Raw genomic sequence first — 24006 nt, forward strand, 5'->3', positions numbered from 1 at the left:
ACCGTCACTCGCCGGCGCAGAGGTCGGCGGTCGTCAGCGCGGGGTCGGGGAGCTCCCCCTCGGTGAACCCGAACTCACCCACGATGGAGAGGTACTTCTCCGGATCGGAGGTGATCTTGGCCAGTTCCTCGTTGTAGGCGTCGAGGAGCTCCTGGTCGTCAGTGCGGAACACGGTACCGCCCGCGCCGACCTGCGGCTCGCCGTTGATCTCCGCGACGAACGACTCGGTCACCTCGACGGGGGCGTCGGGGTTGTTGTTCTTCATCCAGTTCAGCGAGATGCCGGTCAGGGCGAAGACGTCGGCGCGCCCGGAGGTGACGGCGTCCATCCCGTCCTGGGGGGTGGCGACCTGCATGCTGTCGATACCCAGCTCGGAGGCGTAGTCGGACTCGATCGCGCCCGTCATCGTCGCGAGCCGCGCACCGCTCTCGGCGACGGACTGCATGTCCGTGAGGTTCATCGGGTTGCCCTCCTCGACCATGAGGGCGGTGGTGTAGTTGAACTCGGGCTCGCTGAACGCGGCCTGCTCGCAGCGCTCCGGGAGGATCGACATGCCCGCGCTGACCACATCGAAGCGGTTGGCCTGGAGACCGGGGATGAGGGCACCGAAGTCCGCGTTCACGCCCTCGACGGTGTCGATGCCCAGATTCCCGAAGATCTCGCGGTGGAGCGCCACCGTGGCGCCGGTCAGCTCGCCGTTCTCCTCGAAGGAGTAGGGCGCCTCACCGGCGAAGCCGACCGTCACGCTGCCGCGGTCCTGCAGGGTCTCCAGCAGGCTCGAGTCGTCGTCGGAATTGGTTGATGTACAGCCCGTGAGCCCCAGGCCGACCACCGCGGCGGCGGCGATCACGCTCATCGAACGACGGCGTACGGATGTCCTCAACACTGATGGTGCCATGGTCTTCTCACCTTCCGGTCGCGGTCGGACACTGGGCGCACCCGGTGCCCGATCCTCTGCGCTCACCGGTACGTCCTTCCGACGCCCGACCTAAGCCTTTGAGTCTCCTTAACGTAACACGCGTCACATGACGGGCCGGGCGCTTTCGCGCTGCCCGGGTCCGGCCGGCGCGCCTATCCTGACGTCCATGACCACCGCCGAGACCCTGGACGAGGCGCTGCGCCGCGCCGCCGACGCCCCCACCCTCGTGGTGGCGTGCGACTACGACGGCACGCTCGCCCCGTTCGTCGACGACCCCACGAAGGCCGTGCCCGCCCCCGGTGCCGCGGACGCCCTGGCGAGACTGGCGGGGCTGCCCCGGACCACCGTCGCCCTGCTGTCCGGCCGAAACCGCGCGGCCCTGGCGGAGGTGAGCGGCGCCGACGCCCCGGTGGTCCTGGTGGGCAGCCACGGGTCGGAGTGGGAGGGTGGTTTCGACTCCCCCCTCGACGACGACGAGGTGGCGCTGCTGTCCCGGGTGCGGTCCGCCCTCGAGGAGATCGTCTCCCGCACCCCCGGGGCGCACGTCGAGACCAAGCCGACGGCCGCCGTCCTGCACGTCCGCCCGGTGGCCGATCCCGCGGAGCGGGAACGTGCGCAGGCCGAGGCGATGGCCGGGCCGGCCACACTCGACGGGGTGTTCGTCACCGAGGGCAAGAACGTCGTGGAGATCGCCGTGCGGGAGGCGAGCAAGGGCGCGGCCATCGAGACGATGGTCGAGCAAACCGGAGCGGAGGTGGCGCTGTTCATCGGCGACGACGTCACCGATGAGCGCGGCTTCGCGCGCCTGCGACCGCAGGACGTCGGCGTCAAGGTCGGCGAGGGCGAGACGGCGGCCGCGCACCGTGTCGCGGACATCCCCGCCGTCGTGGCGCTGCTCGACACTCTCGCCGATCTGCGGGGCTGACACCCCCGGATGTACACGCTCGCCGTGTCGCGGATCTACACTTAATGACAACGGTTCCCATTACTACGAGAGTGGTCCACGTGATGTCGTCCTCCTCACCCGCCCGCACCTCCCCCGCCCGCACGCCCCGTGCGCTGGCCCTCGCCGCGGCCGCCCTCCTGGGCGGGGGCGTGCTCACCGCCTGCGGCACCGACGGCGACGCCGGCACGGGCGACGACGGGCCGACCGTCGTCGCCTCGACGACCGTCTACGCGGACATCGCCGAGCAGGTCGCCGGCGACAACGCCTCGGTGGAGTCGGTGATCTCCGACCCGACCGCCGACCCGCACTCCTACGAGGCCAGCCCTGCCGATGCCGCCGCGGTCGCGGGCGCCGACCTGGTCGTCTACAACGGCGCCGGTTACGACGCGTTCGTGGACATGGCGCTGGACAACGCCGGGGATGTGCCCGTCGTGCGGGGGGTCGACGAGTTCGAGCGGGTCACCGGCGCCTCGGTGGACGGGCAAGACCACGCGGAGGAGGACCACGCGGACCATGCCCAGGAGGCCGCCGGCAACGAGCACGTGTGGTTCAGCCTGCCCACCGCCGCCGCCGTAGCCGAGCGTGTGGCCGAGGAACTCGCCGCGATCGACTCCGGCAACGCCGAGCGATACCGCGACAACGCCCGCGCCTTCGCCGACGCCCTGACCCCCCTCGAGGCGCAGCTCGACGAGATCCACGACCGCGGCCACTTCCCCTACGCCCAGACCGAGCGGGTCGGCGCGCACCTGTTCGAGGCCGCGCATCTGACCGACCTGACGCCGCGCGGGTTCCTCGCCTCCGTCGAGGACGACACCGACCCGTCCGCCGCCGACCTCGCCGCCATGCTCGACCTGCTGGCCGAGAGACGGGTCGCGTTCCTGGCCTTCAACACCCAGACCGAGACCTCCGTGACCGCCCGCGTCCGCGACGCGGCCGAGGACGCCGACCTCGTCGTCGTCGACCTCACCGAGACCCTCCCCGAGGGCGCCGACTACATCGGCTGGATGACGGGGATCGTCGACGGCGTCTCCGGCGCACTGGCCGACGCGACCCCGGTGGGCGACGGTGGCCACTGAACCGGCGGGGGGTCACGTCCGCGGCGCCCCCGGTCCCGGCCCGATCGTCTCGCTGCAGGGCGTGACGGTCTCCCGCGGCGGCCGCACCCTCATCCGCGACCTCGACCTGGAGATCGCCCCCGGCGAGTTCGTCGCCGTGCTCGGACCCAACGGTGCCGGCAAGTCCACCCTGCTCAAGGTGCTGCTCGGCGAACACCTGCCCGACTCCGGCACCGTCCTCGTCGACGGCCGCGCCCCCGGCGACCGCGGCACCCACCTCGGGTACGTGCCACAACAGCGCGCCTTCGACCCCGGCATCACCCTGCGCGGACGCGACCTCGTGTCCCTGGGCATCGACGGCACGCGCTGGGGCCCCGGCTGGCCGTCACGTCGCGCCGGGAAACGCGACATCGTCGACGACGCCCTCGAGAGGCTCGAGGCCGGAAACCTCGCCGACAAGCCCCTGGGCCGGATGTCCGGCGGCGAGCAACAACGCGTGCGTGTCGCCCAGGCCATCGCGTGCGACCCGTGCGTCATGCTCTGTGACGAACCGCTGCTCAGCCTCGACCTCACCGGTCAACGCACCGTCGCCTCCGTACTCGACCACCGACGCCGCGAGCACGACACCGCTGTCGTGTTCGTCACCCACGAGATCAACCCGGTGCTGCCGATGGTCGACCGGATCGTCTACCTGGTCGACGGGCGGCACCGCATCGGCACCCCGGACGAGGTCTTCACCACCGAGGTCATGTCCGAGCTGTACTCCTCCCCCGTCGAGGTCCTGCGCGTGCGCGGACAGATCGTCGTGGTGGGCGACACCCAGCACCTCGTCGCCGAACCCTGGTCGAGCGGGCACCACCACCACGAGGACGCCGCAGGCGGCCACGACCACGGACACGGACACGGAGCGCACTGATGGCCCGACTGCTCGAGATCCTCGGGTCCATCGCCGACACCGAGACCACCGCGTACCTGCTGGAGCAGGACTTCGTGCTCTTCGGCCTCGCCGCGATCGCGCTGCTCGGCCTGCTCTCCGGGGCGATCGGGCCGTTCATCGTGATGCGGCAGATGTCGTTCTCCGTGCACGGCGCCAGCGAGCTCGCCCTCACCGGCGCCGCCGCCGCCCTGTTGTTCGGGCTCAACCTGGGGCTCGGTGCGATCGTGGGGTCGGTGATCGCCGCCCTCATGTTCGGCCTCATGGGCTCGCGTGCCTCCCAGCGCGACAGTTCCATCGGCGTCGTGCTGGCGTTCGGACTCGGCCTGGCCGTGCTGTTCATCCATCTCTACCCCGGCCGCTCGGGGACGAGCTTCTCCCTGCTCACCGGGCAGATCGTGGGCGTGTCCGAGCACGGGCTGGTGCAGATGGCGGTGGTCGCGGCCATCATCGTGGGCGCGCTGATCGTGCTGTACCGGCCACTGGTGTTCTCGTCGGCCGACCCCGAGGTCGCCGAGGCGCGGGGCGTCCCGGTGCGGGCCATCAACATGGTCTTCGCCGTGCTCGTGGGACTGGCCGCCGCGCAGGCCGTGCAGGTCGTCGGCGCGCTGCTGGTCCTGTCCCTGCTCATCACGCCCGCCGCCGCCGCAGCCGCCGTCACCTCCAGCCCGTTGCGGGCGATCGGGCTGACGATCCTGTTCGCCGAGATCGCGGCCGTCGGGGGGATGCTGCTCTCCCTCGCGCCGGGCGTGCCGGTCTCGGTGTTCGTCACCACCATCTCGTTCGTCATCTACCTGGCGTGCCGCGGTCTCGCGGCGGTGCGGCGATGACCGGGGGTGCCGGGGGTGCCGGGGCGGACGGTGCTGGGCCGGACGGTGCTGCCGGAGGGCACGACGATGCCGCCGAACTCGAGGCCATCCGGGCCACCTATCCGACCCTGAACTGGGACTCCGCCGAGCGGATCGACGAGGGCTGGGACCACGTCGTGATGATCTGCCGCGGGTGCTCCGGGGCGGATGGGCACGGCCACCGCGACCTGGTGTTCCGGTTCCCCGCCGACGACCAGGCCCTCGCGCAGCTGCCGACCGAGATCGCGGTCCTCGATCACCTGGCGGGACGCGTCGACGCCGCCCTCCCCCACTACTCTCACGTACCCGCGCACGGCCGCTTCGCCGGGTACCCGCTGGTGCGCGGGCAGCGCCTCACCCCGGAGCTGTTCGTCGGCCTGCCCGCCACCGAGAGAACGACACTCGCCGCCCAACTCGGCGCGCTGCTGGCCGCGCTGCACATCCAGGACACCTCGGCGCCCCCGATCGACCGGGTGCCCCACTCCTACCAGCCGGAGAACCTGGACTTCGTCCGCGGGATCGTGGAGAACAACCTTCCGGCGGTGTTCAACGATGCCGAGATGGCCACGGCCAGGAAGATCTGCGACGAGGTCGGGGCGCTGCAGTCCACCCTCCTACCGCGGGTGCTGCTGCACAACGACGTCTACGTCCGACACCTGTACTGGGACCGCGGTCAGGCGGCCGGCGGGGCCGGCGGGGTCAGTGGGCCCGGGAGGCTCGGCCTCATCGACTTCACCGACATGTGCCTGGGCGACCCGGCCGTCGACTTCGCCGAGCTGTACGAATACGGCCCGCGCTTCGTCGAGGACGTGCTGGCCCACTACACCGGGCGGGCCGACGAGACCTTCCTCGACCGGGCGTGGACCTACCAGCGGTTCGCCGCGCTCTACATGATCGCCGGCCACCTGTACTACGGGGTGGAGTCCTGGGAGCACGCCCGGTCGGCGTTCGACCGGTGCCGCTCCCCGCGCCGGCCGCGGGCCTGACACCCTCCGCGGGACGGCCCCTGCGCCCGCATCCACAGCCGCTCCAGCGCCTGGCGTCTCGCTCACGCGCCTGCTCGGCCAGCCCACAGCCGCTCGTCGGCATGGCGTCTCGCGCGCGCACCGGGGCAGGCCAGACGCCATGCCGGCGAGCGAACGTTCAGGCGCGCGTGCGAGACGCCAGGCGCGGTAGCGGATGCCGCGGACCAGCGGGCCGGGCGGGCCGGGCGGACCAGCGGGCCAGCGGGCCTGACCCGCCTCGGCGGGTCAGCGCTTGACGCGCCGCTGGCGGGCGAACTCCGAGAGCACGACGCCCGCCGCCACCGAGGCGTTGAGGCTCTCGACCTCGGACGCGATCGGGATGGACAGGATCGAGTCGCAGTTCTCGCGGACGAGGCGGGACAGGCCCTTGCCCTCGGAGCCCACGACGATGACCGTGGGGCCGGTGCCGTCGTAGTCGTCCAGCGAGACGTCGCCCCCGGCGTCCAGGCCGACGAGCTGCGCGCCCTGCTTGGCCCAGTCGAGCAGCGTCCGGTTGAGGTTGGTCGCCTTGGCCACGGGTAGGCGGGCCGCGGCGCCGGCCGAGGTGCGCCAGGCCACCGCGGTGATGGACGCGCTGCGCCGCTCGGGGATCAGCACGCCGTGCCCACCGAAGGCCGCGACTGAGCGGATGACGGCGCCGAGGTTGCGCGTGTCGGTGATGTTGTCCAGTGCCACCAGCAGGGCCGGCTTCGAGGAGTGCATGGCGCTCTGGATGAGGTCGTCCGGGTCGGCGTACTCGTAGGGAGGCACCTGGAGACCGATCCCCTGGTGCATGCCGTTGGAGGTCATCCGGTCGAGATCGTGGCGGGGCACCTCGAGGATCGAGATCCCCTTGTCCGCGGCGAACCGCACGGCCTCGGTGAGCCGCTCGTCGTTGTCGGCCCCCACGGCCACAAACAGTGCCGTCGCCGGGACTCCGGCGCGCAGGCACTCCACGACCGGGTTGCGGCCCACCACGAGTTCGGGCCCGTCGGCCTTCTTCTGGGCGTACTGGCGGCGCTGCTGGGCACCGTCCGACTTGCGCGAGGCGGCCTTGGCCTTGCGGTGCGCCGGGTGGTAGGTCCGGTCCTCGGCCTTGGGGGTGGCGCCGCGCGCCTCGAGCCCGCGACGGCGCTGGCCGCCGGAGCCGACGACCTGTCCCTTCTTGGTGCCGGATTTGCGGATCGCTCCGCGCCGGCTCGAATTGCCCGCCATGTCAGTCCTTCCGGTTGGCGAGCGACCACTTCTGGCCGTCCGCTGTGTCGGCCACCTCGATACCCGCCGTGACCAGTCGGTCACGAATGGCGTCGGCGGTGGCGAAGTCCTTGTTCGCCCGCGCGTCGGCGCGGGCCTCGAGTTCCGCGCGCACGAGGAGATCGAGCGCTGTCATCGCGGCGTCCTCCGCACCCGCGGTGGAGGTCCACTGCGGGTCCAGCGGGTCGACGCCCAGCACCGCGGCCATCGCCCGGACGGACGAGGCCGCCGCGAGCGCCGCGTGGAGATCCCCCGACGACAGCGCGGTGTTGCCGGCGCGGACCCGGCCGTGGATCTCCGCCAGCGCGGCGGGGACCCCGAGATCGTCGTCCATCGCGGCGGCGAACCCGTCGGTCCACTCGCCGACCGGGACGTCGCCCCCCGGTGCCAGGCCCGACCTGACGGTCTCGTTCACCCGGTGCACGAGCGCCTCGATCCGGCGATAGGCCGCGGCCGCCTCCTGCAGTGCCTCGGGAGAGTATTCCAGCATCGACCGGTAATGCGCACTTCCGAGGTAGTAGCGCAGTTCCACGGGGCGGACGGCGGTGAGGATATTGGGCACGCTGAGCACGTTGCCCAGTGACTTGCTCATCTTCTCGCCGGCCATCGTCACCCAGCCGTTGTGCAGCCAGAAGCGGGCGAACCCGTCGCCGGCGGCATGGGACTGGGCCGCCTCGTTCTCGTGGTGCGGGAACTGCAGGTCGAGGCCGCCGCCGTGGATGTCGAAGGTGTGGCCGAGATACCAGGTGGCCATGGCCGAGCACTCGAGGTGCCACCCGGGCCGACCGTCGCCCCACGGGGTGGGCCAGGCGGGCTCGCCGGGCTTGGCGGCCTTCCAGAGGGCGAAGTCCCGCGTGTCGCGCTTACCGCGCAGGTCGGCGGACTCGCCCTGGTCGACCTCGTCGAGTCGGTGTCCGGACAGGTGCCCGTAGTCGCCCTCGGGCGCGGCCGACCAGGCGGCGACGTCGAAGTAGACGCTGCCCTCGGCCGGATACGCGAAACCCCGCTCGATGAGCCTCTCCATGTAGTCGATCATCTGGGTCACGTGCCCGGTCGCGCGTGGCTCGGTGGACGGCGGCAGCACGCCGAGCGCGTCGTAGGCGCGGGTGAACTCGCGCTCGTGGGTGGCCGCCCATTCCCACCACGGGCGCCCGTTCTCGGCGGCCTTGGTGAGGATCTTGTCGTCGATGTCGGTGACGTTGCGCACGAACGCCACGTCGTAGCCGTTGGCGAGCAGCCAGCGGCGCAGGATGTCGAACGCGACGCCGGAGCGGACGTGGCCGATGTGCGGGACCGACTGGGGGGTGGCTCCACAGAGGTAGACGGACGCGTGCCCTTCCCGGACGGGGGTGAACTCCCTCAGGGAGCGGGCGGCGGTGTCGTACAGATGGAGCGTCACGGGTGCCGAGTCTACCGGTGTCGGGCCGTCAGGCCCGGTACACCAGTGCCGTGGCCACGGCGGAGACCCCCTCACCGCGGCCGGTGAAGCCCATGCCGTCGGTGGTGGTGGCGGAGACGGAGACCGGGGCGCCGATGATCTCGGACAATCGCTGCTCGGCCTCGGTTCGGCGCGGCCCCATCTTGGGCCGGTTGCCCACCATCTGTACGGCGGCGTTACCGATCGCCCAGCCGTGCTCGGCGAGTTCGGCGACCGCCTCCCGCAGGAGTCGCTCGCCGGAGACGTCGTCGTACTCGCTGCGCCCGGTGCCGACCAGCGTCCCGAGGTCGCCGAGCCCCGCCGCGGAGAGCAGCGCGTCGACCAACGCGTGGGCCACCACGTCGCCGTCGGAGTGCCCCTCGCAGCCGCTCTCGTCCGGGAAATGCAGGCAGGCCATCATGCAGGGCTTGCCGGGCTCCACGCGGTGGGCGTCGGTGCCGATCCCCACGCGGGGGATGACGGGTCCGGTCACGAGTCCTCCTGGATGCGGCCCGCGGGGGCGGGGGGCGGGGGGCGCCGAGCCGGGACGCGGTCCGGCGAGTTCCGTCAGCGCGCGGGCGTGGTCGGTGGCGGTGGTGATCTTGAACGCGAGCGCGTCGCCCTCGACGGTCGCGACCCGCTGCCCGATCCGTTCGACCAGGCCGGCGTCGTCGGTGGCGACGTCCCCGGCCGCGTCGTAGGCGGCGAGCAGGACGTCGGGAGCGAAACCCTGGGGCGTCTGGACGGCGCGCAGCCCGGAACGGTCGGGGGTGCCCACGACGTAGCCGTCGACGTCGACCTGTTTGACGGTGTCGACGACCGGGAGCACCGGAACCACGGCGACCTCGCCGGAGCGCACGGCCTCGACGACGCGCCGCGTCGGTGCGGCAGGGGTGAGGCACCGCGCCGCGTCGTGCACCAGCAGGACGTCGTACACCGCCGCGCCGGCATCACCGTGGGTGGCGGTCAGCGCCGCGAGCCCGTTGCGCACGGAGTCGGTGCGCTCCGCGCCGCCGGTGGCGACGACGACGAGGTGGTCATCGTTCCGGAGTCGGGCGAGCATCGACTCGGCTTCCCGGACGCGGGCCGACGGGACCACCACCACCACATCGTCGACGGCCCCCGAGTCCAGCAGGCCGGCGACGGACCGCTCCAGCATCGTCCGGCCGTGGAGTTCGACGAAGGCCTTGGGCAGTCCCGCGCCGAGCCGGAGCCCGGAACCGGCCGCGGGAACGACGGCGGCCACCCTGCCCGTGGGGGCGGGGTGGCCGTCCGGACCGTGTCCGATCACTCCGACGGTCGCGTCACGCCGGTGCGGCGGAGCCCAGGACCTCGCCGAGGAGGGCGTCAGCGCGTTCCTCGTCCGAGCGCTCGGCGAGCGCGAGCTCGCCGACGAGCACCTGGCGCGCCTTGGCGAGCATGCGCTTCTCGCCCGCGGACAGGCCACGATCGAGATCGCGGCGCCAGAGGTCGCGCACGACCTCGGCGACCTTGTTGACGTCACCGGAGGCGAGCTTCTCGCCGTTGGCCTTGTAACGACGCGACCAGTTGGTGGGCTCCTCCGCGTGCTCGGTGCGCAGGACCTCGAAGACCTTGTCCAGGCCCGCCTGGTCCACCACGTCGCGCACGCCCACGTACTCGGCGTTCTCGGCCGGTACCTTCACCGTGAGGTCGCCCTGTGAAACCTTGAGGACGAGGTATTCCTTCTCGGTGCCCTTGACCGTCCGCATCTCGATCGCCTGGATGGTGGCGGCGCCGTGATGCGGGTAGACGACGGTGTCGCCGACCTTGAACTCCATGAGTGGCTTTCCCCTTTCGACCGCCCTATCTTAGCACGCCCTCAGTGCAGGCGTTTTCCGTTTGCGCAGGTCAGCAACGTGTACAGGCGGACGAGGGAATCCCACGGGTGTGAGGGGGCCACTCTGACGCCGGTCTGGACGGGCCGTGGACTACGATGAGACCGGCCTGAGAGACGACCATCCCCGAGGAGCCTGACGTGACTTCACCGAACACCGGCCTGCGCCGCACCGCGCTCGTAGTCCTGGCCGTGGGCGCCGCCCTCGGGGCGTCGGCCTGCAGCGCCGGCCAGGTCTCCCAGACCGCCAACCAGGTCGCCGCGGTCGACGGTGGACGGGGTTCCGCGGGCGACCTGCACGTCAACGACCTGCAGGTGGTCGTCCCCGAGAACGGTGGCGAGGCCCGCGTCGGATTCGTCGCCTCGTTCACCGGCTACGGCCTCGGCGAGGCCGTCTCCCTCGATCAGGTCGAGATCGACGGCACCCCGGTCCAGCTCGGCGAGACCCGGCCGCTGCAGCGTGGCTGCACGATCGTCGTCGACGCGACCGAAGGCGCAGAGCCCGCCCCCGCACCGGAGGGCGTCTGCGTCGAGCAGACCACCGCGACCCTCCCCTCGGCCGACGACCTCGACGTCGGGGTCTCCGTGCCCGCCACCGTGAGCTTCTCCAACGGCGACCGGATCGAGACCGAGGCCGCCGTCGTGGGCGAGCTCGTCGAGGCCGGCGAGTACACCCGTCCGACGGAGTACGCCGGCGAGTCCGAGGAGCACTGACACGTCCGCCCTCTCCGCCCGCTCGGCCGACGGTTCACCGGTCGACCCCGACATGCGGGCCGTCCTCCGGCGACTCGCCCCGGGCACCCCGCTGCGTGACGCACTCGACCGGATCCGCCGTAGCGGCACCGGGGGGCTCGTGGTGCTCGGTGACGATCCCGCCGTCCGGGCCATCTGTGACGGCGGCGTCGACCTCGACGTCGAGTTCGCGCCCGCCCGACTGCGGGAACTGAGCAAGATGGACGGCGCCGTCGTGCTGTCCACCGATGGCTCCCGGATCACCCGCGCCAACGTCCACCTGGTCCCCGACCCGTCGCTGCCGGCCGTCGAGACGGGCACCCGTCATCGCGCCGCCGAGCGCACGGCGCTGCACACCGGCGTCCCCACGGTGGCCGTGTCGGCGTCGATGACCACGGTGACCGTCTACGCCGGCGGACTGGCCCGGGTGCTGGCCGACCCGGTGGTCCTGCTGGCCCGGGCCGACCAGACGGTCGCCACGATGGAGCGGCACGGCGCCCGCACCGCCCGTGCCCGCGCCCGGCTCGACCGGGCGGAGATGGGCGACTACGCCTCGGTGCGCGACGTCGTGACCATGGCCCAGCGCCTGCTCAGGCTCGAACGCCTGGGCGCCGAACTCGCCGAGCTCACGGTGGAGATGGGCGAATACGGGCGCCAGACAACCCTGCAGCTCGAGGAGCTGCTCTCCGACACCCCTGATGAACTGTGGGGCCTGGTCGCGGACCACCTCCGCGTGGAGGCCGTCGACGGCGATGCACGCCCGATACCGACACCGGAGCAGGTCACCGCCGGGCTCGAGCGACTGGCCGCGTTGACCGACGCCGACCTGCTCCTGCCCGCGCCCGTCGCCCGCTGCCTGGGGCTACCGGCCGAGCCCGAGGACCTGGACGAGCACGTCACCGCCCGCGGACACCGCATGCTCGCGCACATCCCTCGTCTGCGGCCGGTGCAGATCACGGCGCTGGTCGAACGTTTCGGATCGGTGCCCGCACTGCTGGCGGCCGAGCAGTCGGACTTCGCCGACGTCGAGGGCGTCGGCGCGCTGTGGGCCCGCCACGTCCGGCAGCGCCTCACCGGCCTGGGCACCGGCTGACGACCACCGCGGCGCCCCACCGCTCGGCGCGGGCCCGGTCAGGACCCGGTCAGGACTCGGGGGCCTCGACCACGTTGAAGGTGGAGGCCGGGCTGAAGACGTTCCCGACCAGTGCGTACACCTGGTAGGCGCCGACCTCGACCGGCGTCCGGTCCGACTCGGAACACGCGCCCTCGGCGGACCGTCGGCCGGTCCAGTCGATCTGACGCGGCTCCGGCTCATCGGGGCGCAGCTCGACCTGGTCCTCCTCGCGCGGCGTGGTGCAGTCGATGCTCGACCACACCTTGGAGTTGTCGTCGAGCCGGTAGACCTCGAACGACAGCGGCGCCTCCGACAGGTCCCGGTCGCACGTGGTGTCCGAGACGTTGACGATGTTGACGAAGAAGCGCACGTCGGAGCCCACGGGCACGTTGGGCTCGGCCGGCCACACGTCCAGACGGAGATCCTCGTCGGCGCACCGGCCCCGCGAGGCGCCTCCGTCGTCGTCCCGCTCGGTGGTCGCGGAGGTGGACGTCTCCGAGGTCTCGACGGCCCCGGTCGTGCCGTCCTCCCCGCCCGCGGCGGTCTCCTGGGTGTCGGTCCCGCTGTCGCGGGAGGCGAGGAACAGCGCGAGCACCACCACGACCACGGCGATGACGGCGACGACGACCGCGGCGACGCGGCGACGCACATAGACTTCGCGCGGTAGGGGGCCCTGGGGTTCCTGCACGGGTCCAACTCTAGAGCCGCGCGGGTGCCCCACCTGCCCGTCGGCGCGGCGTGTCCCTCAGACCGGGTGGCCGCCGGGCCGCCGGGCCGCCGGAGGGCGTCAGATGGCGACCATCTCCTCGCCGGGACCGCGCGCGACGTCCTCCACGTCGCCGAGGATGCTGCGGAGGTAGGCGCGACCGTCGGAGAGCTTGTAGGTCACCCCGACGATCGCGAGCTCGCCGCTGTCGATCCGGTCGCTGATGATCTTGGAACGCTGCTGCAGCAGCTCGCCGGTCTCGAGCACGTGGCGTGCCTCGAAGTCGTCGATGCTGCTGAGCCCCTCGCGACGCCCGTTGAGGATCGACGGGGACACCTTCTCCACCACGTCCCGGAGGAAACCGGGCGGGATCTCCCCGGTCGCCAGCGCGTCCACCGTCGCCTTGACGGCGCCGCAGCTGTCATGGCCGAGCACCACGATCAGCGGCGTGTCCAGCACGTGGACGGCGTACTCGATCGACCCGAGCACCGCGGTGTCGATGATGTGGCCGGCCGTGCGGATGACGAAGAGGTCACCGAGCCCCTGATCGAAGATGATCTCGGCCGCCACCCGGGAGTCCGAACACCCGAACAGGACCGCCTTCGGGTGCTGCGCGGCGACGAGCTGCTCGCGACGCTGGGTATTCTGGCTGGGATGACGCATCTCGCAATCGACGAAGCGGTGGTTGCCGTCACGGAGCGAGGCCCATGCGCTGATCGGGTTGGTATGAGGCATGGCTCATATTGTGCCCCGCCGACCCAGGAAGACTCGCGTTGACCTCTCTCGACACCTCCGCACTCCTCTCCTGGTTCGCCCGCGCCGGCCGCCCACTGCCGTGGCGCGGTGGGCAGGTCGGCGCATGGGAGATCCTGCTCTGCGAGGTCATGAGTCAGCAGACCCCCGTCGCCCGGGCCGAGCCCGTCTGGCGGGCCTGGCTCGACCGCTGGCCCGGCCCCGCGGAACTCGCCGCCGCCGCCCCGGCCGACGTGATCCGCATGTGGGGCAAGCTCGGCTACCCCCGCCGCGCGCTACGGCTCCGCGAGTGCGCCCTCGCCGTCGTCGACCTCCACGACGGTCGGGTCCCCCACGACGTCGACCAACTGCTCGCGCTGCCGGGCGTCGGCGACTACACCGCGCGCGCGGTCGCCTGCTTCGCGTACGGGCGGCGCGTCCCCGTGGTCGACACCAACGTCCGGCGGGTCGTCGCGCGCGCCGTGCACGGCGCCGCGGAGGCCGGGCCCCCGTCGACGCGACGCGATCTGGCCGCCGTCGAGGCGCTGTTGCCGGAGGACCGCGAGCGGGCCGTGGCGTTCTCCGTGGCGGTCATGGAGCTCGGTGCGCTCGTGTGCACGGCCCGGGCCCCCCGCTGCGACGACTGCCCCCTCGCCCCCACCTGCGCGTGGCTGGCCGCGGGCCGACCCGAGTGGGACGGCCCGCGCCGCAAGGTGCAGACGTTCGCCGGCACCGACCGCCAGGTGCGGGGGCTGCTGCTGGACGTCCTGCGCGACGGCGACGGTACCGCCGCCCGCAGCGCACTGGACGCGGTGTGGCCCGACGCGACCCAGCGCGACCGGGCACTGGAGTCGCTGCTCGGCGACGGGCTCGTCGTCCGCGTCGGCGAGCACTACTCACTTCCCGCGTAGGCCCGCCTGGGTAGGCTCGGCCCATGGCCGTCGTGAAGATCAATGCCCTGAACGTCCCGCCGCAGGCCGGCGCCGAGCTCGAGCGCCGCTTCTCCGAGCGGGCCCACACCGTCGAGAACTCGCCCGGGTTCCTCGGTTTCCAGCTGCTGCGCCCCACCGGCGGCGAGACCCGCTACTTCGTGGTGACGACCTGGGAGGACGAGGAGTCCTTCGCCGCGTGGCGTGACGGTGACGCCCGGGCCGCCCACGCCGGCGAGCACGGCAAGCCCGTCGCCGAGGGCGCGAACCTGCTGGAGTTCGACGTCGTGATGGACGTCAAGCCCTCCGCCTGACACCCTCCACCTGACACCCTCCGCCCGACACCCTCCGCCCGACACCGCCGCCCCGTTCCCGAGCGGGGGAGAACGAGAACGACCCCCGCCTCATGGCGGGGGTCGTTCTCTGCGTCACCCGCTCGGGCTCTGCGTCAGCCGCTCGGGGCGGATCGGCGTCCGGTCAGGTGGTGGCGGGAGCCGCCCCGCCGCCCGAGCCCGAGGGCCCGCCGGTGGAGCCGCCACCGAAGCCACCGGACGTCGGCGGCAGCGAGTCACCCGGGCCGGCCTCGCCGGTGGGCGCGACACTGGCCGTGATCTCCTCGCCCTCACGGTCCGTGGGGGCGTCGGGACGCGGGGCGCCCGAGAAGGTGAACTTCGCGTCCTCGGTCTTGTCGGACTCACCGTCCCAGCCCTCGACGTCGACCGTGACCAGCTCGCCGGCCGCGACCTCGCCGAAGAGGATCTTCTCCGAGAGCGTGTCCTCGATCTCGCGCTGGATGGTGCGACGCAGCGGCCGCGCACCCAGGACCGGGTCGAAGCCCCGCTTGGCCAGCAGCTGCTTGGCCCGGTCGGTGACCTCGATGGTCATGTCCTTGGCCTTGAGCGCCACGCCCACACGGCTGACCATGAGGTCGACCATCTGGACGATCTGCTCCTGCGTGAGCTGGTGGAACACGACGATCTCGTCGATACGGTTGAGGAACTCCGGGCGGAAGTGCTTCTTCAGCTCGTCGTTGACCTTCTGCTTCATCCGCTCGTAGGCGTCCTCGGTGTTGTCGGAGGACTGGAAGCCCATCCCGACGGCCTTGGAGATGTCCCTGGTCCCGAGGTTCGAGGTGAAGATCAGCACGGTGTTCTTGAAGTCCACCATGCGTCCCTGACCGTCGGTGAGACGGCCGTCCTCCAGCACCTGGAGAAGGGTGTTGTAGATCTCGGAGTGGGCCTTCTCGATCTCGTCGAACAGGACCACCGAGAACGGCTTGCGCCGCACCTTCTCCGTGAGCTGGCCACCCTCCTCGTAACCGACGTACCCGGGGGGCGCGCCGAAGAGCCGCGAGGCGGTGAAGCGGTCGTGGTACTCACCCATGTCGATCTGGATGAGCGCGTCGTCCTCGCCGAACAGGAAGTTCGCCAGGGCCTTGGACAGCTCCGTCTTACCGACACCGGACGGGCCGGCGAAGATGAACGAGCCCGAGGGGCGCTTGGGGTCCTTGAGCCCCGCACGCGTGCGGCGGATCGCCCGCGAGACCGCCTTGATGGCGTCCTCCTGGCCGATGATCCGCTTGTGCAGCTCGTCCTCCATGCGGAGCAGACGGGTGGTCTCCTCCTCGGTGAGCTTGAAGACGGGGATACCGGTCCAGTTGCCCAGGATCTCGGCGATCTGCTCCTCGTCGACCACGGCGGCCACGTCCATGTCGCCCGCGCGCCACTGCTTCTCGCGCTCGGCACGCTCGGCGATGAGCTTCTTCTCCGTGTCCCGCAGTCCGGCGGCCTTCTCGAAGTCCTGCGCGTCGATCGCGGACTCCTTCTCACGGCGCGCGTCGGCGATCTTCTCGTCGAACTCCCGCAGGTCCGGCGGCGCGGTCATCCGCTTGATGCGCATGCGAGCACCGGCCTCGTCGATGAGGTCGATGGCCTTGTCCGGCAGGAAGCGGTCGTTGATGTAGCGATCCGCCAGCTGGGCCGCCGCGGCCAGGGCCGAATCCGTGATGGTGACCCGGTGGTGGGCCTCGTAGCGGTCCCGGAGTCCCTTGAGGATCTCGATGGACAGCTCGACGCTCGGCTCGGGCACCTGCACCGGCTGAAAACGACGCTCGAGCGCCGCGTCCTTCTCGATGTGCTTGCGGTACTCCTCGAGCGTGGTGGCACCGATGGTCTGCAGCTCACCGCGGGCCAGCTTGGGCTTGAGGATCGACGCCGCGTCGATCGCGCCCTCGGCGGCACCGGCCCCGACGAGGGTGTGGATCTCGTCGATGAACAGGATGATGTCGCCGCGCTGGTTGATCTCCTTGAGGACCTTCTTCAGGCGTTCCTCGAAGTCACCGCGGTAACGGGACCCGGCCACGAGCGAGCCCAGGTCAAGCGAGTACAGCTGCTTGTCCTTGAGGGTCTCGGGGACCTCGTTGTTGACGATGGCCTGCGCCAGGCCCTCGACGACGGCGGTCTTGCCCACGCCGGGCTCACCGATGAGCACCGGGTTGTTCTTGGTGCGCCGGGAGAGCACCTGCATGATGCGCTCCACCTCCTTGGCGCGACCGACGACCGGGTCGAGCTTGCCCTCCATGGCGGCCTGGGTGAGGTTGCGACCGAACTGGTCCAGGACCGTCGACGACGACGGGGTCCCGGCCTCGCGGCCACCGGAGCCCGCGGGCGTGCCCGAGGCCTCGGCCTCCTTGCCCTGGTACCCGGACAGCAGCTGGATGACCTGCTGGCGCACCCGCGTGAGGTCCGCGCCGAGCTTGACCAGCACCTGGGCGGCGACGCCCTCGCCCTCACGGATGAGGCCGAGCAGGATGTGCTCGGTGCCGATGTAGTTGTGGCCGAGCTGCAGCGCCTCGCGCAGGCTCAGCTCCAGGACCTTCTTGGCCCGCGGCGTGAACGGGATGTGCCCGCTGGGCGCCTGCTGGCCCTGGCCGATGATCTCCTCGACCTGACTCCGCACCGCTTCCAGCGAGATCCCGAGGGACTCGAGGGCCTTGGCGGCCACTCCCTCGCCCTCATGGATGAGACCCAGCAGGATGTGCTCGGTGCCGATGTAATTGTGGTTGAGCATCCTGGCCTCTTCCTGGGCCAGGACGACGACGCGACGCGCGCGGTCGGTAAACCGTTCGAACATCGTGCTACCTCACATTCCTCGGTTTTTCACCACTGTAGTGGCCGGTTCTGACGCTCTGCACCGCAGGAGCAGCACGAGGCCCGTCACCAGTGTTCAACGCGGCAGGTCGGGGATCGATTGCATGATCGTGTACGCCGTCAGCGAACGCCCCGCAACGGGCCGGATCCCCGGCCACTAGGGTCGTCGCCATGAGCTACGCGATCGGCGGCCGGGCGCCGTGAGCGCGTTCGATCTCGACCGCATCGGCCGCGGGCTGCCGTTCGCCCGGGCCCTGCCCGCCCTGCGGGACGCCCTCGCCACGGCGGGCACCGCGGTGGTCCAGGCACCGCCCGGCACCGGCAAGACGACACTCGTCCCGCCCGCGGTCGCCGACGCGGTGTCGGGGCGGGTCGTCGTCACCCAGCCCCGTCGGGTCGCCGCCCGTTCGGCCGCCCGGCGGCTGGCCGCGCTCACGGGGACCGGGACCGGTGACGTGGCGGGCTACACCGTCCGTGGGGACTCGCGTGTCGGCAGCGACACCCTCGTCGAGTTCGTGACGCCGGGGGTGCTGGTGCGCCGACTGCTCGCCGATCCCGACCTGCCCGGTGTCGGGGCCGTGGTGCTCGACGAGGTCCACGAACGCGACGTCGAGTCCGACCTGGCCTTCGCACTGCTGTGTGAGGTGCGGCAACTGCGCGACGATCTGCCGGTGGTGGCGATGTCCGCGACGGTGGAGGCCGGGCGCTTCGCCCGGCTGCTCGGCGGCGGGGCCGGGGCCCCGGACACCGCGGCGCCGGTCGTCGACGTCCCTGCGGAACTGCACCCACTGGAGATCCGGTACGCCCCGCCGCCGGCGGCCCGCCTGGACGCCCGCGGGGTCACCGACGCCTTCCTGGACCATGTGGCCGCGGTGACGGCGCGCGAGGTCGCCGCGAGTGGCGTCGACGCACTGGTGTTCCTGCCGGGTGTGCGCGAGATCGAGCGGGTCGTGCGCGCGCTGTCGGGGAGGTCGGGCGACGCGGTCGAGGTCCTGCCGCTGCACGGCGGGCTGGACGCCGCTGCGCAGGACCGGGCGGTGTCGGGTTCCGGGAGACGGACCGGGCCGGGCGACGCGGTGCTGCCGCGGATCGTGGTGTCGACCGACCTGGCGGAGTCCTCGCTGACGGTGCCCGGGGTGCGGCTGGTGGTGGACGCGTGCCTCAGCCGCGAACCGCGCCGGGACACCGCGCGGGACATGACCGGGCTGGTGACGGTCTCGGCGTCGCGGGACTCGTGCGTCCAGCGCTCGGGGCGGGCCGCCCGGCTCGGCCCCGGTGTGGCGGTGCGCTGCCTGACGGAGCAGGAGTACTCACACCTGCCCGACCACCGCACCCCGGCGATCGCGACGTCCGACCTGACGACGTTCGCGCTCGATGTGGCCTGCTGGGGTGCTCCCCGCGGCGAGGGGCTGGCGCTGCCCGATCCGCCGCCGTCGGGGGAGATCGCCCGCGCCGAGGCGGTGCTGCACGGCCTGGGCGGGGTCGACGACGACGGCCGCGTGACCGACCGCGGGCGCGACCTGGCACGGGTGCCGGCCGATCCGCGTCACGCCCGGGCGCTGCTCGACGGCGCGGGGCTCGTCGGGGCGACGACGGCCGCCGAGGTGGTCGCGATGCTGGCCTCGGGTCGGCGCTCGCCCGGCGGTGACCTGGTCGCGGACCTGCGGGCACTGCGGTCGGGACGCGCGCCGGACGCCTCGTCGTGGGAGCGGGAGGTCCGCCGCCTCGAGCGGATCGCGCGGGGCGGCCGCGGTGACGGGCGTAGCGGGCGCGGCCAGCCGGGTGGAGGGATCCCGCTGGCGGACGCCGTCGGGACGGTCGTGGCGCTCGCCCACCCGGACCGCGTCGCGCGCCGACGCGGCGACCAGTACACCTTCGCCTCCGGGACCGGCGCGGTGGTGCCGCCGGGTTCCGCACTGGCGGGCCACGAATGGCTCGCGGTCGCCGAGGTGGGTCGCGCCTCCGGGCGTGCGGCGGGAGAGGCCGGCGCGGTGATCCGCGCGGGCGCCGCCGTGGACCGGCCGACCGCGGAACGTGCGGCGTCACACCTCCTCGACGACGACGAGACGGCCGTCTTCGACAGTGGTTCGGTGGCGGGGCGACGCATCCGGCGGCTCGGCGCGATCGAGCTCTCCTCCACACCGGTCCGGCCCTCCCCCGCGGCCGCCGGACGGGCGGTGGCGGCGGTGGTCCGGGCCGGCGGACTCGCCGCGCTGGGTCCCGACGACGACGCGGTCCGGCTGTGGCGCCGTCTCGGGCTCGCACACCGGGAGCTCGGCCCGCCGTGGCCGGACGTGTCCGCCGACGGGCTGGCGGAGCGGCTGGACGACTGGCTCGGTCCGGAGATCGACGCCCTCGCCCACGGCTCCCGGCTGGCGGGACGGGACCTCGGACCGGCGCTGCGCCGACTGCTGCCCTGGCCCGAGGCCGGTCGGTTCGACGAGCTGGTGCCCGACCGCCTGCAGGTGCCCTCCTCGTCGTCGTACCGCGTCGACTACCCGGAGGTCGGGTCCGATGACCCGCCGGTGCTGGCGGTGAAGTTGCAGGAGTGCTTCGGCTGGACCACCTCCCCCCGCGTCTGCGACGGCCGGGTGCCCGTGACCGTCCACCTGCTCTCGCCCGCCGGCCGGCCGCTCGCGGTGACACGGGACCTGGCGTTCTTCTGGCGCGAGGCCTATCCCGGGGTGCGCGCGGAGATGCGGGGGCGGTACCCCAGGCACCCGTGGCCGGAGGATCCCATGTCCGCCGAGCCGACCCGCCGGACGAACCGGCGGCGGTGACCGACGGCGGTGACCGGCGGTGGATCGCCGGGCGATCCGGGACTAGGATGTGACGTACACCACAAGTGCACGTCCGTGCCGGAAGGGTGATCGACATGACCGCGTACACGCCTCGCGCGCCCCACCGCGAGGACCGCTCCGAGACGTCCCCCTCCCACGACGGGCTCATCCCGCACGTGCGGAACCGGATCGGCGCCCTCATCGCGGTGGCGGGCCTCGGAGCGGCGCTGCTCAGCCTCTACCTCCCCTGGCTCTCCGCCGACGGGGGCGGACAGATCACGGCGATCGGCATCACCGAGATCATCGACGTCCGCGGCGTCGCCCCGGCCCTCTTCCTCGGGCTGGTCCTGATGTCCTTCCTGGTGGCGGTGACCACGGTGACCCGGCTCGGCGCCTTCGCCTACGCGAGCGCGATCGTGGCGCTGGCCGTGCTCGCCGCTCACCTCGCATTCGTGTGGACGCTCGGTTCCTCCACCGGCAGCGCGGACCCGATCCTGGCGGGGCTGCCGTCCGACGCATCCGTGACGTTCGGCCCCTACGTGGCCGCGCTGGGGTTCGTCCTCGTGGCTGCCGGGTCCGTATGGGCGGCCCGCGCCGCCGACTACCTCTTCCCGGACGTCGAGGCGGGGCGACACCTCCGGAGCTGAACGACACCGGCCGACGCGGGCCCGCCGCATCGGGTGGATGCACTGACGGTTCGGGCATATCATCAGGTCAGGACCACACAGGCGGCCCGGCGTCGCCGAAAGGCGATCCTCATGGCCGCGTACACACCTCCCCCACCCCACCGGATCCCCCTTCCCACGAGGACCCCCACCCGGACCAAGGTCATATCCCGCGGACGGAGTCGGCTCTGCGCACTGGTGGAGGTCGGAGGCCTGGCCGTGGCCCTGCTCAGCCTCTATCTGCCCTGGTTGAGCACCGGGCGGGGAGAGCAGATCACCGCGCTGGGGATCACCGACCTCATCGACGTCCGCAGCGTGGCACCCGTGCTCTACCTGGGCCTGGTGGGAATGCTCCTGTTGGTGGCGGCGACCGCGGTGACGCGACTGGGCGCGTTCGCACTGGCCGCCGCGGTGGTGGCGGCGGGCGCCCTGGTCGGACACCTCGCGTTCGTGTGGATCCTCATCGCCTCCACGGGGGAGGCGGAACCCATGCTGTCCGGCCTGCCGGCGGACGCGTCGGTCACCTTCGGGCCCTACGTGGCGGCCCTGGGCTTCGTCACGGTGGCGGCGGTGTCGGCGTGGGCCGCCTTCACCGCCGAGTACGTCCACCCCGACCCCGGTTCGGGCCACCGGACGATGGACGCGCGGGTGATCTAGTGCGGGTGATCTAGAAGACCACCACCGTGTCGCCGACCTGCAGCCGATCGAAGAAGGTGGCGGCCGCGGGCTGGTCCAGGCGGATGCAGCCGTGCGACTCGACCGTGGGGTCGCCCTCGTGGAACGCGATCCCCCCGACGAAGTACACCGCGTAGGGCATGGGCGCGTTGTCGAACAACCGGCTCACCTCGTGCCGCACCTTTCGCGTGACCTGATAGGTCCCCCTGGGGGTCTCCCAACCGGCCATGCCGTGGGACATCCGCACCGGCCCGTAGCTCAGACGCTCCCCGGACTGCAGCCACGTCCGGTTGCCGTCCAGGTCCACACACGCCGCGGCGGTGCGCGGGCACGGGCTCTGCGGGGTCGGGTCCGGAGGCGGAAGCGGGGCGGGCTGCGGTGAGCGGGCCTGGGACGGGGCGAGACCGGGTGGCGGGGCGAGGCCGGGTGGCGGGGTGATGCCGGCGGCGGCGAGCGAGCCGCCCACCGAGGTCCGCACCTGCTCCTCCGCCTGCGCCGAGCCCGCCTGTGCCTGGTCCACCACCTGCTGCACCTCAGCCGGGAGGGCGACCGGTAACTGCGCGGACGCCACCGGGGCCGCCCCTCCGACGGCGATCAGCGCGGCGGCCACCACCGCTCCCGCGCGCGATAAGAGTGTGTCCATCCCCGGATTATCGCCCACCCGGATCACCTGGACGGGCGACTCGCAATCACGTTCCGGTCTCGTCCCCACGGACGGGCCCGCGGCGGGAGGGTGCCGAGCGGGGCCCGGGAGTTCGCGGGCCGGCTGACCCGCGGGCGGGGAATGGATAGGGTCGCGACATGGCCTCTCGGAGTAGTACCACCGGCCGGGTCCGCCTGCTGGCCCTCGGCGCCGCCGCGCTGCTCGGCGCCTCCGCCGCCGGGACCGCGTCCGGGGTGTCGCCCTCGGCCACCCCGCCCGCCGACGCCGCCGGTGTCACGGAGACGGACACCCGGATCGTGACCGATGCGCCCCCGCAGCCGGTGGCCGTCGACGAGCAGATGGTCCGCTCGGTCGCCCACCGGGTCCTGGAGGAACAGGGGCGGCCGGCCCACCTGACCGACGTGGACCTCGTCGCCCGCGACGTGCTGGCCGGCGGCCCCGTCGAGGCCGGAGAGGTGGACGAACTGACGCGTCAGACCCTGCTCGGGAACGGTCCCGGCGCCCCGGACGCCGTCGGCGAACCCGCGCCATCCCGGTGCCCACCGACCGCCCGGGCGTGCGTCGACGTCGACGGCAAGCGGGCCTGGATGGTCGACGACGGGGAGATCACCTACGGTCCCGTCCCCGTGACCACCGGCATGCCCGGCTACGAGACCGCGCGGGGCGCGCACCGGATCCTGCGGCACGTGCGCCACGACCACAGCCGGGTCTTCGACTCCCCGATGCCGTACTCGACCTACTTCACCGTGGACGGCATGGCATTCCACCAGGGTCGGCTGGACGAACCGTCCCACGGGTGCGTCCACCTGGGCCAGCAGGCGGCCGCACACTTCTTCGAGCAACTGAGGGTCGGAGACGAGATCGTCGCATTCTGACCACGGGGCGGGGCGATCGTTGTGCACCTGAGCCTGGCCCGGCCGTGCGTGTCGGTCTAGCGTCGTGGGCATGACAGGTCCCCCGCTGCCGCTGCCACGGCTCTCGGCCCCGGCGACGCGCGCCCTGGCCACCGCGGGAATCACCGACCTGCGGCACCTCGACGGCACCCCGGAGAAGGACGTCCTCGCGCTCCACGGGGTGGGACCGTCCCAGCTCGGCGTCCTGCGCGAGGCGCTGACCGCCGCCGGGCTCGCGTTCTCCGCCCCCGTGTCCCGGCCCGCGGCCACCGGCCGCAACGACAACACCGCGCTACTACCCACCGGGGCGCCGCCGAGGCAATGGATCGAGGGCCTTCCCACCGCTCGGCGCGTCGACGACGGCCTGCGACTGCTCGCGATGTTCGACGAGATCACCGGGGAGCCGGCCTCGATGTGGGCCGGTTCGATCGTCGGATACGGACACAGCCACTACGTCTACGACAGCGGCCGGGAGGGCGACACCTTCGTGGTGGGCTTCAGCCCGAGGTCGTCGGCGACATCCCTCTACGGGCTCCTGGGCGGGCCGGACGAGGAGGAGCAACTGGCCCGACTCGGCCCCCACAAGAGCGGAAAGGGCTGCCTCTACGTGACCAGGCTCGACCGGATCGACGCCCGCGCGCTGCGCGACATGGTCGCGTCCGCGTGGGGCCGACGCGTCACCGACCGCGACACCGACCGCGGCACCGACCCGGGGGCGCCCTGACAGACGGCCGC

Annotated in this window: 23 protein-coding genes and 1 pseudogene; 14 read left to right on the top strand and 10 right to left on the bottom strand. The window is 72.4% G+C overall.

All coding sequences use genetic code 11. The features are described 5' to 3' along the window. Window positions 1-4 precede the first annotated feature (4 nt). Window positions 5-856, bottom strand: a complete 852-nt coding sequence (gene ehuB / locus AC3DEV_RS03520) for an ectoine/hydroxyectoine ABC transporter substrate-binding protein EhuB (RefSeq protein ID WP_227022176.1) — start codon at window positions 854-856, stop codon at window positions 5-7. Between the two features lie 229 nt (window positions 857-1085). Between ehuB and otsB the strand changes: the two genes are divergently transcribed. From otsB to AC3DEV_RS03545, 5 genes are all read left to right on the top strand, one after another. Continuing rightward, window positions 1086-1844, top strand: a complete 759-nt coding sequence (gene otsB, locus AC3DEV_RS03525; protein WP_488371311.1) for a trehalose-phosphatase — start codon at window positions 1086-1088, stop codon at window positions 1842-1844. A gap of 83 nt (window positions 1845-1927) precedes the next feature. Further along, window positions 1928-2941: a metal ABC transporter solute-binding protein, Zn/Mn family gene (locus AC3DEV_RS03530; protein WP_488371487.1), complete on the top strand. Its 1014-nt coding sequence runs from the start codon at window positions 1928-1930 to the stop codon at window positions 2939-2941. Beyond that, window positions 2931-3836 (top strand): metal ABC transporter ATP-binding protein, encoded by a 906-nt coding sequence (locus tag AC3DEV_RS03535; protein WP_488371312.1) that lies wholly within the window; start codon window positions 2931-2933, stop codon window positions 3834-3836. Before AC3DEV_RS03530 ends, AC3DEV_RS03535 begins: the two co-directional genes overlap by 11 nt. Continuing rightward, window positions 3836-4684 carry a metal ABC transporter permease gene (locus AC3DEV_RS03540; protein ID WP_488371313.1) on the top strand — a complete coding sequence of 283 codons (849 nt, stop codon included), beginning with the start codon at window positions 3836-3838 and terminating at the stop codon, window positions 4682-4684. Before AC3DEV_RS03535 ends, AC3DEV_RS03540 begins: the two co-directional genes overlap by 1 nt. Beyond that, window positions 4681-5688, top strand: a complete 1008-nt coding sequence (locus AC3DEV_RS03545) for an aminoglycoside phosphotransferase family protein (protein WP_488371314.1) — start codon at window positions 4681-4683, stop codon at window positions 5686-5688. Before AC3DEV_RS03540 ends, AC3DEV_RS03545 begins: the two co-directional genes overlap by 4 nt. A 264-nt stretch (window positions 5689-5952) precedes the next feature. Here AC3DEV_RS03545 and rlmB read toward each other — a convergent pair whose 3' ends face one another. The 5 genes and pseudogenes from rlmB to AC3DEV_RS03570 form a co-directional block, all read right to left on the bottom strand. After that, complete coding sequence (gene rlmB / locus AC3DEV_RS03550) at window positions 5953-6921, bottom strand: 23S rRNA (guanosine(2251)-2'-O)-methyltransferase RlmB (protein WP_069390413.1); 969 nt, start codon at window positions 6919-6921, stop codon at window positions 5953-5955. A 1-nt stretch (window position 6922) separates the two neighbouring features. Further along, window positions 6923-8359, bottom strand: a complete 1437-nt coding sequence (gene cysS, locus AC3DEV_RS03555; protein ID WP_488371315.1) for a cysteine--tRNA ligase — start codon at window positions 8357-8359, stop codon at window positions 6923-6925. Window positions 8360-8387: 28 nt separating this feature from the next. Beyond that, complete coding sequence (ispF, locus tag AC3DEV_RS03560) at window positions 8388-8870, bottom strand: 2-C-methyl-D-erythritol 2,4-cyclodiphosphate synthase (protein WP_488371488.1); 483 nt, start codon at window positions 8868-8870, stop codon at window positions 8388-8390. Window positions 8871-8945: 75 nt separating this feature from the next. Next, window positions 8946-9623: pseudogene (gene ispD, locus AC3DEV_RS03565) on the bottom strand (2-C-methyl-D-erythritol 4-phosphate cytidylyltransferase); the annotation flags it as partial. Window positions 9624-9681: 58 nt separating this feature from the next. Further along, window positions 9682-10176, bottom strand: coding sequence for a CarD family transcriptional regulator (locus AC3DEV_RS03570; protein WP_067711635.1), 495 nt, complete (start codon window positions 10174-10176; stop codon window positions 9682-9684). Between the two features lie 197 nt (window positions 10177-10373). Between AC3DEV_RS03570 and AC3DEV_RS03575 the strand changes: the two genes are divergently transcribed. Continuing rightward, entirely contained in the window at window positions 10374-10946 is a 573-nt protein-coding gene (locus tag AC3DEV_RS03575) for a hypothetical protein (RefSeq protein ID WP_067711632.1), read from the top strand. A 52-nt stretch (window positions 10947-10998) separates the two neighbouring features. Next, on the top strand, window positions 10999-12057 hold the full coding sequence (gene disA / locus AC3DEV_RS03580; RefSeq protein ID WP_067711629.1) for a DNA integrity scanning diadenylate cyclase DisA: 1059 nt from the start codon (window positions 10999-11001) through the stop codon (window positions 12055-12057). A gap of 49 nt (window positions 12058-12106) precedes the next feature. Here the strand turns inward: disA and AC3DEV_RS03585 are convergent, their stop codons facing one another. Both AC3DEV_RS03585 and AC3DEV_RS03590 read right to left on the bottom strand, forming a co-directional pair. Next, complete coding sequence (locus tag AC3DEV_RS03585) at window positions 12107-12766, bottom strand: hypothetical protein (RefSeq protein ID WP_488371316.1); 660 nt, start codon at window positions 12764-12766, stop codon at window positions 12107-12109. A gap of 99 nt (window positions 12767-12865) precedes the next feature. Then, a complete protein-coding gene (locus AC3DEV_RS03590; protein WP_488371317.1) occupies window positions 12866-13519 on the bottom strand; it encodes a carbonic anhydrase in 654 nt (217 codons plus the stop codon). Window positions 13520-13557: 38 nt separating this feature from the next. Here AC3DEV_RS03590 and AC3DEV_RS03595 point away from each other — a divergent pair, with 38 nt between their 5' ends. After that, window positions 13558-14427, top strand: a complete 870-nt coding sequence (locus AC3DEV_RS03595) for an HhH-GPD family protein (RefSeq protein ID WP_488371318.1) — start codon at window positions 13558-13560, stop codon at window positions 14425-14427. A 23-nt stretch (window positions 14428-14450) separates the two neighbouring features. Continuing rightward, entirely contained in the window at window positions 14451-14759 is a 309-nt protein-coding gene (locus tag AC3DEV_RS03600) for an antibiotic biosynthesis monooxygenase family protein (protein WP_067711618.1), read from the top strand. A gap of 163 nt (window positions 14760-14922) precedes the next feature. Here AC3DEV_RS03600 and AC3DEV_RS03605 read toward each other — a convergent pair whose 3' ends face one another. After that, complete coding sequence (locus AC3DEV_RS03605) at window positions 14923-17577, bottom strand: ATP-dependent Clp protease ATP-binding subunit (protein ID WP_067711615.1); 2655 nt, start codon at window positions 17575-17577, stop codon at window positions 14923-14925. 217 nt (window positions 17578-17794) lie between these two features. Between AC3DEV_RS03605 and hrpB the strand changes: the two genes are divergently transcribed. The 3 genes from hrpB to AC3DEV_RS03620 all read left to right on the top strand — a co-directional run bounded on the left by hrpB (window position 17795) and on the right by AC3DEV_RS03620 (window position 21696). Continuing rightward, window positions 17795-20374, top strand: coding sequence for an ATP-dependent helicase HrpB (hrpB, locus tag AC3DEV_RS03610; protein ID WP_488371319.1), 2580 nt, complete (start codon window positions 17795-17797; stop codon window positions 20372-20374). Between the two features lie 95 nt (window positions 20375-20469). Beyond that, complete coding sequence (locus AC3DEV_RS03615) at window positions 20470-21021, top strand: hypothetical protein (RefSeq protein ID WP_488371320.1); 552 nt, start codon at window positions 20470-20472, stop codon at window positions 21019-21021. Window positions 21022-21132: 111 nt separating this feature from the next. Next, the gene (locus AC3DEV_RS03620; RefSeq protein WP_069389612.1) at window positions 21133-21696 is read left to right on the top strand and encodes a hypothetical protein; all 564 of its coding nucleotides are present in this window, start codon (window positions 21133-21135) and stop codon (window positions 21694-21696) included. Between the two features lie 10 nt (window positions 21697-21706). On the opposite strand, the gene AC3DEV_RS03625 is transcribed toward AC3DEV_RS03620, so the two are convergent. Next, on the bottom strand, window positions 21707-22357 hold the full coding sequence (locus AC3DEV_RS03625; protein WP_154829050.1) for a L,D-transpeptidase: 651 nt from the start codon (window positions 22355-22357) through the stop codon (window positions 21707-21709). A 158-nt stretch (window positions 22358-22515) separates the two neighbouring features. Between AC3DEV_RS03625 and AC3DEV_RS03630 the strand changes: the two genes are divergently transcribed. Together AC3DEV_RS03630 and AC3DEV_RS03635 are read left to right on the top strand one after the other, a co-directional pair. Beyond that, entirely contained in the window at window positions 22516-23253 is a 738-nt protein-coding gene (locus AC3DEV_RS03630; protein ID WP_154829051.1) for a L,D-transpeptidase, read from the top strand. Between the two features lie 70 nt (window positions 23254-23323). Next, a complete protein-coding gene (locus AC3DEV_RS03635) occupies window positions 23324-23995 on the top strand; it encodes a DUF1801 domain-containing protein (RefSeq protein ID WP_488371321.1) in 672 nt (223 codons plus the stop codon). Window positions 23996-24006 lie beyond the last annotated feature (11 nt).

It is taken from the genome of Dietzia sp. IBK-p2-15D, assembly GCF_057773105.1.

Coding starts and splice junctions, on each gene's coding strand:
- ehuB (WP_227022176.1), bottom strand. CDS start 856: ATGAGCGTGATCGCCGCCGCCGCGGTGGTCGGCCTGGGGCTCACGGGC.
- otsB (WP_488371311.1), top strand. CDS start 1,086: ATGACCACCGCCGAGACCCTGGACGAGGCGCTGCGCCGCGCCGCCGAC.
- AC3DEV_RS03530 (WP_488371487.1), top strand. CDS start 1,928: ATGTCGTCCTCCTCACCCGCCCGCACCTCCCCCGCCCGCACGCCCCGT.
- AC3DEV_RS03540 (WP_488371313.1), top strand. CDS start 3,836: ATGGCCCGACTGCTCGAGATCCTCGGGTCCATCGCCGACACCGAGACC.
- AC3DEV_RS03545 (WP_488371314.1), top strand. CDS start 4,681: ATGACCGGGGGTGCCGGGGGTGCCGGGGCGGACGGTGCTGGGCCGGAC.
- rlmB (WP_069390413.1), bottom strand. CDS start 6,921: ATGGCGGGCAATTCGAGCCGGCGCGGAGCGATCCGCAAATCCGGCACC.
- AC3DEV_RS03570 (WP_067711635.1), bottom strand. CDS start 10,176: ATGGAGTTCAAGGTCGGCGACACCGTCGTCTACCCGCATCACGGCGCC.
- disA (WP_067711629.1), top strand. CDS start 10,999: ATGCGGGCCGTCCTCCGGCGACTCGCCCCGGGCACCCCGCTGCGTGAC.
- AC3DEV_RS03590 (WP_488371317.1), bottom strand. CDS start 13,519: ATGCCTCATACCAACCCGATCAGCGCATGGGCCTCGCTCCGTGACGGC.
- AC3DEV_RS03600 (WP_067711618.1), top strand. CDS start 14,451: ATGGCCGTCGTGAAGATCAATGCCCTGAACGTCCCGCCGCAGGCCGGC.
- AC3DEV_RS03605 (WP_067711615.1), bottom strand. CDS start 17,577: ATGTTCGAACGGTTTACCGACCGCGCGCGTCGCGTCGTCGTCCTGGCC.
- AC3DEV_RS03615 (WP_488371320.1), top strand. CDS start 20,470: ATGACCGCGTACACGCCTCGCGCGCCCCACCGCGAGGACCGCTCCGAG.
- AC3DEV_RS03620 (WP_069389612.1), top strand. CDS start 21,133: ATGGCCGCGTACACACCTCCCCCACCCCACCGGATCCCCCTTCCCACG.
- AC3DEV_RS03625 (WP_154829050.1), bottom strand. CDS start 22,357: ATGGACACACTCTTATCGCGCGCGGGAGCGGTGGTGGCCGCCGCGCTG.
- AC3DEV_RS03630 (WP_154829051.1), top strand. CDS start 22,516: ATGGCCTCTCGGAGTAGTACCACCGGCCGGGTCCGCCTGCTGGCCCTC.
- AC3DEV_RS03635 (WP_488371321.1), top strand. CDS start 23,324: ATGACAGGTCCCCCGCTGCCGCTGCCACGGCTCTCGGCCCCGGCGACG.